Here is a 14503-nt window from a genome sequence, read left to right as displayed (position 1 = left end):
CTACCTCAGAACCTGCTTGCCACCATCGACCAGCTGCGTACCGAGCTGATCAAGGGTGATCTTGTTGGCGAAGTACTGCTGGAGAGCCGGGGTGGCGTACTTGGTCTTCCACTCCGGGTAGCCGTCGGCCTGCTGGAACGGGGCGACGGTCAGGTCCGCGGCGCTGTCCGCGGCGACGTCCCAGCCTTGCTTGCCGGCGGTGAGCTTGACCAGTTCCTCGTTGGCCTGCTTGCCGGTCGGTACCAGCCAGTCACCCTTGGCCAGCGCGGCCATGTTGGTCGGGTTCAGGAAGTACTCGAGGAACTGCGCGGCCTGCTTCTTGTGCTTGGAATCCGCGGAGACGGACAGCGTCTGCGGGTTGGCCGCCTGCTTGGCGGAGAGCCCCTTCACCGGCGGAAGGGTGACCCATTCGAAGCCGGCCGGCGCCTGCTCGACCATCTGCTGACGCAGCGACACCGAGCCGGGCAGCATGGCGTACTTGCCGCCGAAGAAGCCGGGCAGGGTGTCCGCGCCGCTCATGCCGAGCGCCTCCGGGGAGGCGGACTTCGCGGTGTAGATCATGTCGTGGATCCGCTTCGGGATCTCCTTCTCCGCGTCACCGACCCGCACCTCGGTGCGCCCGCCGTCGGTGTAGAAGAACTTTCCGTCGTAGTTGAGCGCCAGGTTCAGCACCCGGTTGGTCGGCGACTTCAGCGCCCAGGCCACGCCGTACTGGCCGGGCTTGGTGAGCTTCTGCGCGTTGCCCTGGAACTCGTCCCAGGTCCAGCCGCCATCTGCCGGCGGCACCGCGACACCGGCGGCGTCGAGCAGCTTCTTGTTGGCGATGACGACCTGGGACTCCAGCAGGAACGGAATGCCGGTGACCTTGCCGTCGACGGTGGCCGTGTCCCAGACGCCCTGGTCGATCTGGCCCTTCAGGTCGTCGGAGACCAGCCCGGAGAGGTCGGCCAGGTAGCCCTGCTTGCTGAACTCGCCGATCGCGGACGCCTCGTAGTGCACGATGTCGGGTGCGTCGCCGCCCTCGAAGGAGGTCAGCAGCTGGTCGTGCACCGAGTTCCAGTCACCCTGGACGTACTCGACCTGGATGTCCGGGTGCTCGGCGTTCCATTTGGCGACGAGGTCCTTGTTGACCTGCAGCGACTCCTTCTGCCAGGCGAGGCTGAGGAAGCGCAGCTTGGCCGGGCCGGACGTGGCCTCGTCGCCGCCGCTGTCACCGCACGCGGTGAGCGCGCCGAGGCCGACGACCGCGACCGCGGTGGCCGCGGCGAGTCGACGAAATCGGGTAGGGAGCATGGGGGTTACCTCCTTGGTGGTGGGTGGGGGACGGTTCAGCCCTTGACCGCGCCGGCGAGCGACCCGGACGAGAGCCGGCGTTGCATGAACGCGAAGAAGATCAGGCTGGGCAGCGTGGCCAGCAGTGAGCCGGCGGCCAGCGGCCCGAGTCGGGCGGTGCCCTCGATGCCGACGAACCGGGCCAACGCGACCGGCAGGGTGGCCAGCTCCGGGGTCTTGATCAGCACCAGCGCGAAGAAGAACTCGTTCCAGGCCGAGATGAAGGAGAACAGCGCGGTCGCGACCAGGCCCGGGGCGAGCAGCGGGAAGACCACCCGGCGCAGGACCTGCACCCGGCTCGCACCGTCCACCGAGGCGGCCTCCTCCAGCTCCCGAGGGATGTTGCGGACGAAGCCCTGCAGCATCCAGAGCGCGAACGGCAGCGCCCACACCACGTAGATCAGCACCAGCCCGGCGTGCGTGTTGGCCAGGCCGACCTGCCGCAGCACCAGGAAGATCGGGATGATCAGCAGCACGAACGGGAAGAGCTGGGACAGCAGCACCCAGCCCAGCGCCGCGGTGCCGAGCTTGGAGCGGAACCGGGCCAGCGCGTACGACGCCGGCATGGCGACCAGCACGGTCAGCACCGCCGAGGCGAGCGAGACCTGGAGGCTGTTCAGCGCCGCCCGGCCCAGCTCCTGCTCGGTGAAGGCCTGGACGAAGTTCTGCACCGTCGGGTTGTCCGGGATCAACGTCGGGTGCAGTCGCACCAGCTCCCGCGGCGGCTTGAACGCAGTCGAGAGCAGCCAGACCAGCGGGAAGCCGAGGAAGATCAGGTAGCCGGTGAGCGCCAGGTACTGCAACACACGCCCGGTGCGGCTCGGTTTTCCGAACATCAGTTCGCCTCCCTCAGCCGGCGGCGGAGATAGACGGCGAGCAGCGCGATGATGAGCACGACCATCACGTTGCCGAGCGCCGCCGCGTAGCCGTAGTTGCCGTAGCGGAACGCCTCCTCGTAGGCGAAGAGCATCGGCAGCATCGTCTTGCCGCCCGGCCCGCCTGCGGTCAGCACGTAGACCAGGCCGAACGAGTTGAAGTTCCAGATGAAGTCCAGCGAAGTGATCGCCACGATCACCGGGGCCAGGGCGGGCAGCGTGACGTGCCGGAACCGATGCCAGGTGCTCGCGCCGTCCACTGCCGCCGCCTCGTGCAGCTCGCGGCCCACCCCCTGCAGACCGGCGAGCAGAACGACGGTGGTCTGCGGCATGCCGGCCCACACCCCGACGAGGATCACGGCGGGCAGCGCGGTACTGAAGTCGCCGAGCCAGTTGGTCCGCAGCCCGTCGGCGCCGATCTGGTGGAAGAACTCGTTGATCAGTCCGGCGTCCGGGTGGTAGACGAGCTTCCAGAGGATGCCGACCACGACCGGCGGCATCGCCCACGGCACCACGGCCAGCACCCGGGCCACGCCCCGGAACCGCAGCTGCTGGTTGAGCAGCAGGGCCAGCCCGAGGGCGAGCAGGAACTGGAGCACGGTCACCCCGACCGCCCAGAGCAGCCCGATCTTGAACGAGTTCCAGAACAGCTCGTCGCCGAGGAGTTCCCGGTAGTTGGCCAGGCCGGTGAAGCTCACCTCGACGTTGCGCCCGGCCCGGGCGTCGGTGAAGCCGAGGTAGATGCCGCGCAGCAGTGGGAACACCGACAGCACCAGAATCGGCAGCAGCGACGGCAGCAGCAGCAGGTAGATGGTGGTGCGGTCGGAGCGGAACCGATTCGGCCGACGGGCCGGCTCGGCCCGCTCGACGTCCGGCTGCTCGGCCAGCGTGGTCATGAGGTCACCCCTTCGCTGGACGGGTGGGTGGTCGGTGGGCCGGCCGGCCGAGGGGTCGGCAGCGTCGTGCCACTGGACGCGCGGACGGCGAGGCTCGGTGGCACCTGGTCGCGCCGCGGCGGCAGGGTCGGGTCGGCAATGCGTTGCAGGAGCAGTTCGGCGGCTCGGCGACCGCGCTCGGCCGAGCCGAGCGAGACGCTGGAGAGCTGGGGAAACATCATCCGGGCCAGCTCGGTGTCGTCCATGCCGACCAGGGCGACGTCCTGCGGCACCCGGCGTCCGGCAGCCAGCAAGGCGTGCAACGCGCCGACCGCGATCAGGTCGTTGGCACAGAACAGGGCGTCCGGGTCGGTGCGGGCGAGCAGCCGCTCGGTGGCGGTCCGGCCGGCGGCGTACTGGAAGTCGCCGACCTCGATCAGGTCCTCGTCGAGCGGGATGCCGTGCCGGAGCAGGGCGGTCCGGAAGCCGGCGTCACGCGCGATGCCCGGGACGGTGTCGAGCGGGCCGTTGACGAAACCGATCCGGCGCCGGCCGGTGGCGACGAGGTGGTCCACGGCCAGCGCCACACCGTGTCGGGAGTCGGTACGCACGTTGTCCACCGGGGCGTCCGCGCCGAGCTGGCCGACCACGACCACCGGCACCGGGCTGTCCACCAGCGCGGTCAGGTGGTCGTCGGTGACCCGGATCGGCGAGACGATCATTCCGTCCACGTAGCGGTTGGCCAGCCGTCGCAGCAGGGCGGTCTCGTTGTCGATCCGCCCGCCGGTGGCGTGCACCAGCAGCTGCCGCCCGGAGGAGGCGACCACGGCCTCGATGGCGCGCATCATCTCGACGTAGACCGGGTTGCCGATGTCCTCGACGGCGAGCGCGACCAGGCCGGTGCGCTGGGACTGCAGCGACCGTGCGATCGCGTTCGGCACGTAGCCCACCTCGGCGGCCGCAGCGCGTACCTTGCGGATCGTCTCCGGGCTGCCGCCGATCCCGTTGAGCACCCGCGAGGCGGACGCGATGGAGACACCGGCCCGGGCGGCGACCGTGTGCACCGTGGGCCGGCCGTCAGCCGGTTCCTGTAAACGTTTACGACCCACGTCTGGCACCTCCACCCGATAGCTGTAAACGTTTCCGGGAGTCTGCGCCGCCTGCGGCGGAGAGGTCAAGGGCTCGTTACGAAAACGTTTCCAACGGCCGACGGCCCGATGGCGGGAGTGATCTCCCGGCCCGGCCAGACGACAGCGGGCCGCGGCGACGGCGGCACGACAACTCGCCGCCGGCGATCAGCTCAGGGTGTGGCCGCCTCCGGCCTCAGCTTCCGCCCATGCTCGACGAGCTGTTGTCCGACGAGTTCCCCGGCCGCGAGGTGTATCGGCCCGCCCGTCGCCCAGCCCGCGCACGACGCCCCAGCATGCTGATGATCAGCAGCAGCACCAGGGCGAAGAGCAGGATCGAACCGCCCAGCATCGCAACGATCGTTCCAACCGACATGCGCGACCGCCCCTCTCCGGCCCCGACCCTTCCGGCCGGGTGAGCAGATCCTGACACGATCAGGCGGCGCGGGCACCTGCCCGGAGGGAGTCGATGGTCAGGTCGAGGGCAGCCTCAAGGTGGTCGATCCTTCCGGTGGAGAGCAACAGGAGTACGCCGCCCTGGATGCCGGCCAGCAGGGCCGCGGCGGCGCGATCGGCGTCCACCTCAGGGGCGATGTCCCCGGTCGACTGCATGTGCCGGATGCCCTCGGTGATCGCCTTCTGCCAGCGCGACATGAGCCCGGTCACCACCGCCTGCGCGCCCGGCGCGCGCCGGCCGGCCTGACCGAGCAGACCGTTGAGCGGGCACTTCACGCCCTGCGCGAGGTAGCGCTCGATCAGCCGATCGCGCCACGCCAGCCAGGCTGGCCAGGACGTCAGGTTGCTGAGCATCGGCTCCTGGTCGATGAGCACCTGATCGGCCTCGTGCTCGGCCACCGCGAGCAGCAGCTCATCCTTGCCGTCGGGGAAGTAGTGGAAGAGCTGGCCCTTGCTGGTGCCGGTACGGGCCATGACGTCCTCGAGACGTACCTCGTCGACACCGCGGTCGCGGATCTCGGCGGCCGCCCCGGCGACGATCCGCGCCCGGGTAGCCTCGCCCTTGCGGGTCAACGCGCGAGTCATGCGACCTCCCGATGGCGCCTGCGGCGCCGATTCTCGTCTGGACCTGCCGGTCCAACCGTAGCTCGGTTTCTGGACTTGCAGGTCCATTTTTGCCGAGCAAGAGTCTGGACCACGCGGCCCGCTCCGGGCCGGACAAGCGATCGGAAGGACGCGACCATGAACCACTACTACCTGCTCGGGCGGTCCGGTCTGCGGGTGAGCCGTCTGGCTCTGGGCACGATGAACTTCGGCGTCGACGGGTTCCACGCCGCGTACGGCAAGACCGAGGAGGAGGCCGAGCCGATCTTCCGGCGGTACCTGGAGGCGGGTGGCAACTTCATCGACACGGCGGACTTCTACACCGCCGGGGAGAGCGAACGGATCCTCGGCCGCCTGATCGACCGGGCCGGTGTCCGGGATCGGCTCGTGCTCACCAGCAAGTTCACCAACACCGTCGACCGGAGCGACCCGAACGCCAGCGGCAACGGTCGCAAACACATCGTGCGGGCCCTGGACGCCTCGCTGCGCCGGCTCGGCACCGACTACATCGACCTGTACCTGCTGCACACCTGGGACCGGATCACCCCGGTCGAGGAGGTCGTGCAGACCTTCGACGACCTGGTGCGCGTCGGCAAGATCCGGTACGCCGGCCTCTCCGACGTACCGGCCTGGTACGCGGCTCGGGCGCAGAGCTACGCCGAAGCGCACGCGCTGACCCCGATGGTGACGCTGCAACTCCCGTACTCCCTGGTCGCGCGCGACATCGAGGCGGAGTACGTGCCGATGGGCCAGTCCCTCGGCATGGGCCTCACCGCGTGGAGCCCGATCGGCGGCGGCCTGCTCAGCGGCAAGTACCGACGGACCGGCGACGGCCTGAGCGGGACCGGTCGGTTGACCAATCCGGCTGCCCCGGGTCGGGAGATCAGCCCTCGGGACTGGCAGGTGATCGAGGCACTGGAGAGCGTGGCCGCCGACCTGGATCGGAGCATGGCCCAGGTCGCCATCAACTGGGCGGTCACCCAGCCCGCCGTCGCGTCGGTGATCATCGGGGCGAGCAGCCCCGAGCAACTGGACAGCAACCTCGCGGCGCTCGACTTCGAGATCCCGGTGGACGCCCGTCGTCGGCTCGAGGAGGCCAGCGCGCCGCACGTCGGAATGCCCCACGTGATGTTCACCCCGGAGTACCAGTCGTGGGTGGTGAGCCCCGGCCTCGGCATCGGCGACAAGCCGGCGGGGTACGCGCCGCCGGTGTTCAACGGCGCCACCCAGCCCTCCGCCTGACGGAACCCGACCTGCCTGTCAGGCGAGGGACACGGCGACCAGGGCGACGGCGGAACCGGCGAAGACCACCGTGTTGCGGAGGTAGGTCTGGGCGCGCACCCAGCGAGGGAAGGCGTTCTCGGCGGCCTGGAGGAAGGGCTTGACCTCGACGCGGGTCAACTCCGGGTCGCCGTTGCGGCGGAAGGCAGCCTCGACGGACTTCACGGCGGTGAGGTTGCTGTAGACGATCACCACGTTCATCAGCACGACCAGCGAGGAGAAGATCCAGGTCAGCGGCTGGGCCAGGTCGGAGCCGGCGAGGTGCAGGGCGGCAATGGTGGTCATCACCGCGGCAACGGCCACCGGGGCCGCCGTCTCGTGGCCGCTGGCATCGAACCGGAGCTTGTTCTCCGCCAACACCTCGGGGCGGACGTTCTGGCGGCGAAGCTCGGCCTCGGCGGCGGCCTTCGCGACAGGGCCGAAGCGGTGACGGACCACCGGGATGCTGACGAAGGCGGCGGCGACGAGCAACTGCATGACGGCGGCGAGGGTGTTCATGGGACTCTCCTTGGAGTTGCACTTAGTTCAACTGACTGGCGGAGATGACGGTAGCCGGCTACTTGAACGTTGTGCAAGCCCTGGGTTGAACTATGTGCAAGCGACTGCGTACCGTGAGGGGCATGGCACGCGACACCCTCACCCGAGAGCAGATCGTCCGCACCGCCGTCGAACTCCTCGACGCCGAGGGCCTCGAAGGCCTGAACATGCGCGCCCTGGGCAAACGACTCGACTCCGCCGCCACCGCCATGTACTGGCACGTCAAGAACAAGGACAACCTCGTCCTGCTCGCCACCGACCAGGTGTGGGGCGAGCTCAAGCTGCCCGACCTGGACGCCGTCGACTGGCGTGCCGCGACCACCGCCATGGCCGTCGACCTGTACGAGATGTTCACCCGACACCCCTGGCTGGTGCAGGCGTTCGCCGCGCATGTCCTCTACGGCGAGGGCAAGGCCCGCCACGACGACCACAGCCTCGCCGTCCACGAGGCCGCCGGCTTCACCGGCGCCCAGGCCGACCAGGCCGCCTCCGCCGTTTTCACCTACGTTCTCGGCAACGCGGCAGGCGCCGCCGCGACCGCCTCACTCACCCGGAAACTCACGCGGGACGACACCACCGCCGAGGAACAGTTCCAGGACGCCATGGGCAAGGCCAAGGAGATCGCCATACGCTACCCGCGCCTGCGTACCCGCCTGGAGACCCCAGCGGCGACCGACTATGCCGCCGCGCCCGACGACGCCTTCGAGTTCGGGCTCCAGGCTCTCCTCGACGGCCTGGAGCGGCAGCTCACCGCCTAGGGCGTGTCCTGCCGATCATGGAAGCCAGATGATGGCGGCGATGAGGACGAGGCTGGCGCGGTAGAGAGATGCGCGTTTGGCGTAGCGGGTGGCCAGGTCACGCCATTGCTTGAACCGGTTGAAGCAGCGTTCCACGACGTTGCGCTTGCGGTAGATCGCCTTGTCGAAGGCTGGTGGCCGCCCGCCGTTGCTGCCCTTGGCGGCGCGGCGGGCGACCTGGTCGGATCGTTCGGGGATGACGTGCCGGATCCCGCGGTGACGCAACGCTCGGCGGGTCGAGTCGTGCGCGTAGCCCTTGTCCGCGATCAGCACCTCGGGACGTTTGCGGGGTCGACCCGGTCCGGGCTCGTTGACGCAGATCGCGTCCAGCAACGCCAACAGTTGAGGGTTGTCGCCGGCCTGGCCGGGAGTGAGCAGGATCGACAGCGGCCTGCCGCGTCCGTCGACGGCGAGGTGAATCTTCGTGCTCAGTCCTCCGCGGGATCGGCCGATGGCCTCGCCATCTTGCGTACCAGGCGTCGCCGCACGTGTTGCGGAGCCCCTTTTGCGGGCGCCAGCGGCATGCTGGTGCGCCCGCACGATCGACGAGTCCACGCTGATCGTCCACTGCACCGGTGTCCCGTCGTCATGCACCTGTGCCGCCGCGAGGATCCGATCCCACGTCCCGTCGGCCGTCCAGCGCCGCAGCCGCTCATGGCAGGTCTTCCACGGCCCATACCGTTCGGGCAGGTCACGCCACGGCGCACCGGTCCGCAGCTTCCACAAGATCCCGTTAACGACCTGACGGTGATCGCGCCACCGCCCCCGCGCACCGCCCGGCTCCGGCAGCAGCGGCGCGATCACCGCCCACGCTTCATCGGTCAACTCACCACGACGCACCACCGGCACATCGTCAACGATCAACCACTACAAGATCGGCAGGACACGCCCTAGCCCGGCCGCCGAGCAGGTTCGGCCACGCCACCCGAGGCGCAGCCGGGCCGACTTCGCCGGCCGGTTGTTCACGCGCGTTGCCGGTGATGGCCCCTGGTGTCGGCGGGTACGCCCTGGTAGCACCAGGGCGTACCCCGATCAGTCAGTCCTGACGATCGTCGGCGGCGACCAGCGAACCGGGCGTGCCGACGGAGCCGGACGGCGTGGCGGCTGCCGGTGCGAAGGCGACCCGGGAGCGCAGCTGCCGAAACCCGGTTCGTTCCAGCTCCGCCAGCACCGCCACCCGGTGGGCGTCCACGTCGGCGATCACCTCCCGGGCGCCGCCGGCGGCCAGCACCCGGACCGCTTCGGCCAGCAGCTCAGCCCGGACGGCGTCGTCGAGCAGACCGAGGTAGGCGATGAGCGGGAAGCAGGCGTCCCCGGCCGTCCCGACCAGTCCGACCGGCTCGCCGTCGGCCAACGCGACCCGCCAGTCGCCGGCCGGGCCGCCCAGCCAGGCCAGTGGGTCGGTGGCCAGGTCGACGCCGCCGACCGCCCGCGCTATCTCCACGCCGGTCAGCACGTCCGGCTCGGTGACTCGTGCGACCAGTTCGTTGATCTCCGTCGGGTCGGCGGCCGGGCGGAAGGCGTACCGCCCGGAGGTGGCCGGCAGCGGCGTGCCCGTCCAGGAGCATCTGAGCCGCTCCCCGCGCTCGACCAGCCCGGCGAGCCGGGCCGCCGCCATCGGCGCCTTCATCACGGCCAGCACCTCCGGCCGGCGCCGCCAGTGCGCCGGCATGGCGGCGTAGTACAAACCGGGACCGCCCAGCGCCTCGTGGGCGGCGCGCAGCAACGCGGCACCCACCTCCGGCTCGGCGTCCAGGTCGAACCGGTCCAGCCAGGGCGCACCGACGGCACCCGGCGGGAGGAGCCAGGCCGCCCGGCCGACCACCCGGCCGGCGCGAAGGGCGACCCAGGTGTTCTCGGGCCGGTAACCGCCGCCGGCGATCCCGTCGGCGTAGCCGACCTGGCGCAGTTGGGGCAGCGGATCGGGCATGGAGTCGAACAGGTTTTCCTCGCCCGCGACGAGCGGGCGGATGACCAGATCGGTCATGGGTTGATCCTCCGGAGAGCGAGCGCCCCGGGTCAGATCCGCGTGGACGCCGGGGCGCGGAGGGGGCGCAGAACATCGGACATTGTTCTGACCTCCTCCCGGCTCGATGGCGTGCCGAAAACCTACTCGACGCGCTCGCCGGCACGCAAGACCGGCACACGGCGGCGGAGTCGGGCCGAGCGACGGCTACAACGCCGGATTGGTCTCCGGTCCACTCCTGTGGGACAGCCCGTCGTAGATGGCGATCCCGGCCAGGATCAGCCCGGCGCTGACAGTCGCCGCGACTGGCGGAAGGAACACCATGGGCGGCGCCGCCACGGCCAGTACCAGCGCACCGACCATCAGCACCCGGCAACGCGACTTGGTCTCGGACGGCCGTTCCAGGTAGGTCCTCCCGATCAGGAACAGCACTGGACCCCCGAAGATGATGACCACCAGCGCCCAGTCGATCGGCGGGTCCGGGTCCTCGATGACCTGCCCGAAGCCAACCGCGGTGCAGATGATGCCACCGACGATGAGCAACAGGCTGAAGCTCGCCCACCAGGACAGTTGCAGCCCTTCCCCGCCCAGACTGCCGGTCGAGGGCCGGCCCGGCCCCACGTGGTAGAAGTAGATTCGCCAGAACGACACCACCGCCACGAACGCGGCGACGAGGGTAATCGTCCGTTCGGTCGAGAAGCCCGGGAAGCTGATCGCGGCACCGGCTTCGAGCACCACCTCGGCGAGCGCGATCATGAAGAACTGGTTGTACCGCTCGGCGAGGTGAACGTAGGAGACCTTGGCTTAGGTGCTGCGCCGGTCCCCGCCCACCCCGGGGACGGGCCAGTTGGCGGCCGCTCCGCCGACCTCGATGGCGAGGGCGAGGGTCCAGAAGACGCCGCGGCCGAGCCCTCCGCTGATGCCACCGGCGATCCAGAGCACACCGGACACCGCGTGCCAGCTCAGCACCCGGGACGAGACGCCCTGCATCGGGTGGCCCCGCAAGGCCAGCACCAGGTAGAGCGGGCGGCCGACCTGGATGAGGACGTACGTGCAGGCGAAGATCGCACCCCGCTCGCCGAACGCCTGTGGCAACGAGACCGCCAGCACCAGCGTGCCGAACATCGTCGCCAGCAGCAGGATCTGGATATCCGCGCGCCGGGGGTCATAGGTGCTCGACATCAGGGCGTTGAGCGACCAGATCATCCACATCGCCGCGAAGAACAGCAGCGTCTGACCCGCCTCCGACAGCAGCGAGTGCCGGACGATGGTCAGGTCGTCCGCGACCCGCCCGGCGAGGCGGGCGAGCGCGAAGACGTAGACGATGTCGAACAGCAGTTCCAGGACGGTCGACCCGCGCGGGCTGCTGCTGTCCCCCAGCCCACGCAACCCGGCGCGTGTCAGCACGAGGGGCGTCCGCTCAGCCGGCCAGGGCTGCCGGCACCGGCACGCCGAGGTGGGCCAGGAGCCGCCGGGCCTGGTAGCGGTGTCCGGTGACCTGCCCCGCTGCCATCGCCCTGGGTCTCCTCGCCGACCGGCCACGTCATTGCTGTCGGCGAATTTTATCCCGACCTTTCGTACTCCTGGAGGTTATGCCCGGATACCACGACTGTTTGGGTTCGCGGCGTATCGGCGGTGTGAAAACAGGTGCGTCGGCTGTCCAGAACGCGTGAAGATCCTTGTCCGGGTCGAGCGGATGGGATGTGCTGGACGACGTCGGGGTGAAGGACCACCCCGAGCGAGGTGAGAAGGACGACGGTGGTTAGGTCCAAGCGGCGCATCCCGGCGGGCGTGTACGAGCCCGGCCGTGGCGTATGGACGGTCGGTGCGGCCCAGACAGCGCCCGAGCGTCCCCCGCTTCCGGGCTGCGTACGTCCGTAGCCCTGTCGCTCTCACCGCGCCGCGCGACGGGCCTGGGTCGGTTCGACCCGGCCCGTCGCGCCCACCTCGGCGGTACGCCGGATCATGCGTGCCGTCACCCTCCGGTAGGAGCGCGGGTCGACGGGCAGCAACCACTGACGTGCCCGGGTCAGCCGGCCGAGGTTGAGCCCGAGTTCGTCGAGCACCTCGTCGACGTTGTGCATCGAGAACGGAATGACGTTCGTGCCCCGGGCGTGCCGCCCGCTGGTCCGCGCCGCCATCCACGCCAGGCGCGCGTGCACCTCCGCGCGCATCCGGTCCCGGGATGGCAGCGTGATCCCTCCCCGCAGGTGGGCGGCGGTCCACACCGCTGCCATCTCCGCGCTGAGCGGGCTGAAGAACGAGGAGTTGTAGCCGGCGAAGGTCAGGCGTGGCACGTCGATCGGCAGGATCTGGCGGTACAGCATGAAGTTGCCCGCGTCGTCCTGCAGCCGGGCGTGCAGCGCGTCGTCGAAGAACGGGACGTGCTGCCGGAAGCCGGTGCCACAGATCACCAGGTCCGCGGCGAGCATCGTGCCGTCGCCGAGGCGGGCGGCCGGTCGACCATCGTCGACCAGGAGTTCGGTGATCGTCTGGTCCCGATGGACGGTGATCCGGCCGTCGGCGACGCGCTCGAAGCGCCCTCCGTGGCGAGGCTGACGGTGCTGCGGGCGATGTCCTGAAAGGTTCCGTTCGGCACGAGACCCAGCTCGCGCAGCTTGAGCTGCCTCGTCGCGACCGACCCGACGCTGTCGAGCAGGGTGCGGCGCAGGCCGTCTCCCGGACCGTGCAGGAACCGCTCGAAGCCCTTCAGGTTGAGGTACCGGAACAGCGCCTCGCCCATCCGGGTGAGCAGGAGGTACTTGTAGTTGAGCGCACCGCCGAGCTTCCTGGGCATCTTCCAGAGCAGTTCGCGAGCGACGACGTGGGTCTGGGTGGCGACGTCGCTCAGCGGGACCGCCACGTCGCAGGACGACTTGCCGTACCCGACGACGAGGACGTTCTTTCCGCGGGCCGCCGCGAGGTCGTGCAACTCCCCCGCGGCCAGGACGCGTCCGCCGGCGGCGGTGAAGTCCGCGCGGCCTTCGAAGGACGGGACGAGGGGCTCGGAGAAGATGCCGTTGGCGACGACGAGGTGGTCGTACCTCTCCAGGGTCATCGGGGCCTGGGCGCCGGCCGGTCGCGACGTGAGCAGCCACCCGGTCTCGTCGTCCACGAGTTCGGCGGAGACGACCTCCGTGGCGAGCCGCAGGGCGACGCCGAGCCCGAACATGTCCACGTAGCTTTCGAGGTACTGCTGGACCTGCTCGCCCGTCGGCCACTGCGGGTAGTGGGCCGGCATGGGCAGGTCGGAGAGGTGGTAGGTGCCCTTGTCGTTCTGGGTGCGGAGGCCGGGGTAGCGCCGGGTACGACTCCACACCCCACCGACGTCGGGCGCCTTCTCGAACACGGTGACGTCGAAGCCACTCTGCCGCAGCACCTTCGCTGCGCTCAGGCCGGCGAATCCAGCGCCGACGACGGCAATCCTCATGGCGGCCTCCGGAAGGTGTGACCCGCTGGCGGGAACGGCGGCGGCAGGGGCGCCGGCGGTGTCCGTACGCTAACGAGCGCGGTGCACGGGCCGCTATCCGCTGCACGCGGAGTGTGTCCGCGGTGCGCAGTCGAACCGCTCCCTGTCGGGTCGCCGCCTTTCCCGCCCCCGCACCCCGGTCGCGTCCTAGGGTCAGCGCATCAGGACGCCGTGGGAGGTGTCGGATGGATGCCGTGACGGTCCGGACGCGCGACGTCGAGCACGCGCGTGCCGAGGTGGGTCGCGTGTTCTGTCCACACCGGCTCACTCCCGAGCCGGGCGTCCACAGCGTGCGGCTACGGATGGCGGCCCGCCGGGTGGGCGGCGTGGGCATCATCGACCTCGACTACGGCCAGGCGGTGCGGATCCAGCCCACCCCGCTGGAGACCTTCTACCTCGTGCAGATTCCGCACAGCGGTGGCACGGTGGTCCGGCACGCCGGCCATGCGGTGACCTCGACGCCCGACGTCGCCTCCGTCCTGTCGCCGTACGACGCCTCGGACATGCACTGGTCCGAGGGGTCGCCGCACCGGATCTTCTACGCCGACCGGCGCGCCATCGACCGGGAGCTCGCCCGCCTGCTGGGCCGCCCGGTGGACGGCCCGATCCGCTTCGACATCGGCATGGCCATGACCACGCCGACCGCGAGGGCGTGGGCGCGCGGGGTGGACTTCCTCGCCGCGGAACTGTCGCAGCCGACGGACGCGTCCCTCCTCGACCACCCACAGGTCGCCGCTCGGTTCGAGCAGGGGCTCATCGGCAAGCTGCTACTGGCCCACCGGCACACCTATTCCGACCTGCTCGCCGAGCCGGCGCGCCACCCGGCCCCCGGGCGCCTCGTCCGCCAGGCCTGCGCCCTGATCAGCGACCACCACGGCGAGGCACTGACGGTTGGGGATGTCGCGGAGGCGCTGCGGGTGAGCGTACGAACGCTGCAGGACTGCTTCCGACGCGAGTTGCAGACCACGCCCACCGCTTACCTGCGCGCCTGCCGGCTCGACGCGGTGCACCGCACACTGCGCACGAGCGACCGCGGCATGTCCGTGACGACCGCTGCCCTGCAACACGGGTTCGTCCACCTCGGCCGCTTCGCCAGCGACTACCGGGCCCGCTTCGGCGAGGCGCCGTCCACGACCCTGCGTCGCTGACGACTGCGGCCCTGCCCGGGCTCCGGCGGCTCGCGCC

14 protein-coding genes and 1 pseudogene are annotated in these 14503 nt (G+C 70.2%); 3 read left to right on the top strand and 12 right to left on the bottom strand.

Going from position 1 to position 14503, the window contains the following annotated elements; all coding sequences use genetic code 11:
• The 6 genes from OG990_RS07525 to OG990_RS07500 form a co-directional block, all read right to left on the bottom strand.
• On the bottom strand, positions 1 to 1293 hold the full coding sequence (locus tag OG990_RS07525; protein WP_406079516.1) for an ABC transporter substrate-binding protein: 1293 nt from the start codon (positions 1291 to 1293) through the stop codon (positions 1 to 3).
• Between the two features lie 35 nt (positions 1294 to 1328).
• A complete protein-coding gene (locus OG990_RS07520) occupies positions 1329 to 2168 on the bottom strand; it encodes a carbohydrate ABC transporter permease (protein WP_386982808.1) in 840 nt (279 codons plus the stop codon).
• Positions 2168 to 3103 (bottom strand): carbohydrate ABC transporter permease, encoded by a 936-nt coding sequence (locus tag OG990_RS07515; RefSeq protein ID WP_406079515.1) that lies wholly within the window; start codon positions 3101 to 3103, stop codon positions 2168 to 2170. The genes OG990_RS07520 and OG990_RS07515 overlap by 1 nt, the downstream gene beginning before the upstream one ends.
• Positions 3100 to 4206, bottom strand: coding sequence for a LacI family DNA-binding transcriptional regulator (locus tag OG990_RS07510; RefSeq protein ID WP_406079514.1), 1107 nt, complete (start codon positions 4204 to 4206; stop codon positions 3100 to 3102). Before OG990_RS07510 ends, OG990_RS07515 begins: the two co-directional genes overlap by 4 nt.
• Before the next feature lie 199 nt (positions 4207 to 4405).
• Complete coding sequence (locus OG990_RS07505) at positions 4406 to 4561, bottom strand: hypothetical protein (protein ID WP_355612688.1); 156 nt, start codon at positions 4559 to 4561, stop codon at positions 4406 to 4408.
• Between the two features lie 83 nt (positions 4562 to 4644).
• Positions 4645 to 5250, bottom strand: a complete 606-nt coding sequence (locus tag OG990_RS07500; RefSeq protein WP_406079513.1) for a TetR/AcrR family transcriptional regulator — start codon at positions 5248 to 5250, stop codon at positions 4645 to 4647.
• Between the two features lie 156 nt (positions 5251 to 5406).
• Between OG990_RS07500 and OG990_RS07495 the strand changes: the two genes are divergently transcribed.
• Entirely contained in the window at positions 5407 to 6510 is a 1104-nt protein-coding gene (locus tag OG990_RS07495) for an aldo/keto reductase (protein ID WP_406079512.1), read from the top strand.
• Positions 6511 to 6528: 18 nt separating this feature from the next.
• Here OG990_RS07495 and OG990_RS07490 read toward each other — a convergent pair whose 3' ends face one another.
• The gene (locus OG990_RS07490) at positions 6529 to 7047 is read right to left on the bottom strand and encodes a hypothetical protein (RefSeq protein WP_328415656.1); all 519 of its coding nucleotides are present in this window, start codon (positions 7045 to 7047) and stop codon (positions 6529 to 6531) included.
• A gap of 122 nt (positions 7048 to 7169) precedes the next feature.
• Between OG990_RS07490 and OG990_RS07485 the strand changes: the two genes are divergently transcribed.
• The gene (locus tag OG990_RS07485; protein WP_406079511.1) at positions 7170 to 7844 is read left to right on the top strand and encodes a TetR/AcrR family transcriptional regulator C-terminal domain-containing protein; all 675 of its coding nucleotides are present in this window, start codon (positions 7170 to 7172) and stop codon (positions 7842 to 7844) included.
• Between the two features lie 15 nt (positions 7845 to 7859).
• Here the strand turns inward: OG990_RS07485 and OG990_RS07480 are convergent, their stop codons facing one another.
• The 5 genes and pseudogenes from OG990_RS07480 to OG990_RS07460 all read right to left on the bottom strand — a co-directional run bounded on the left by OG990_RS07480 (position 7860) and on the right by OG990_RS07460 (position 13279).
• A complete protein-coding gene (locus OG990_RS07480; protein WP_406081689.1) occupies positions 7860 to 8723 on the bottom strand; it encodes an IS5 family transposase in 864 nt (287 codons plus the stop codon).
• Positions 8724 to 8919: 196 nt separating this feature from the next.
• Positions 8920 to 9870: an acetyltransferase gene (locus OG990_RS07475; RefSeq protein WP_406079510.1), complete on the bottom strand. Its 951-nt coding sequence runs from the start codon at positions 9868 to 9870 to the stop codon at positions 8920 to 8922.
• Positions 9871 to 10056: 186 nt separating this feature from the next.
• Positions 10057 to 11256, bottom strand: a pseudogene (locus OG990_RS07470) (low temperature requirement protein A).
• Positions 11257 to 11741: 485 nt separating this feature from the next.
• On the bottom strand, positions 11742 to 12281 hold the full coding sequence (locus OG990_RS07465; RefSeq protein ID WP_406079509.1) for a hypothetical protein: 540 nt from the start codon (positions 12279 to 12281) through the stop codon (positions 11742 to 11744).
• Entirely contained in the window at positions 12260 to 13279 is a 1020-nt protein-coding gene (locus tag OG990_RS07460) for a flavin-containing monooxygenase (protein ID WP_406079508.1), read from the bottom strand. The genes OG990_RS07465 and OG990_RS07460 overlap by 22 nt, the downstream gene beginning before the upstream one ends.
• Positions 13280 to 13503: 224 nt before the next feature.
• Between OG990_RS07460 and OG990_RS07455 the strand changes: the two genes are divergently transcribed.
• On the top strand, positions 13504 to 14466 hold the full coding sequence (locus tag OG990_RS07455; RefSeq protein ID WP_406079507.1) for an AraC family transcriptional regulator: 963 nt from the start codon (positions 13504 to 13506) through the stop codon (positions 14464 to 14466).
• Positions 14467 to 14503 lie beyond the last annotated feature (37 nt).

The organism is Micromonospora sp. NBC_00858, assembly GCF_045207365.1.
GTDB lineage: Bacteria > Actinomycetota > Actinomycetes > Mycobacteriales > Micromonosporaceae > Micromonospora.
This window is presented reverse-complemented; position numbering and strand designations above follow the sequence as displayed.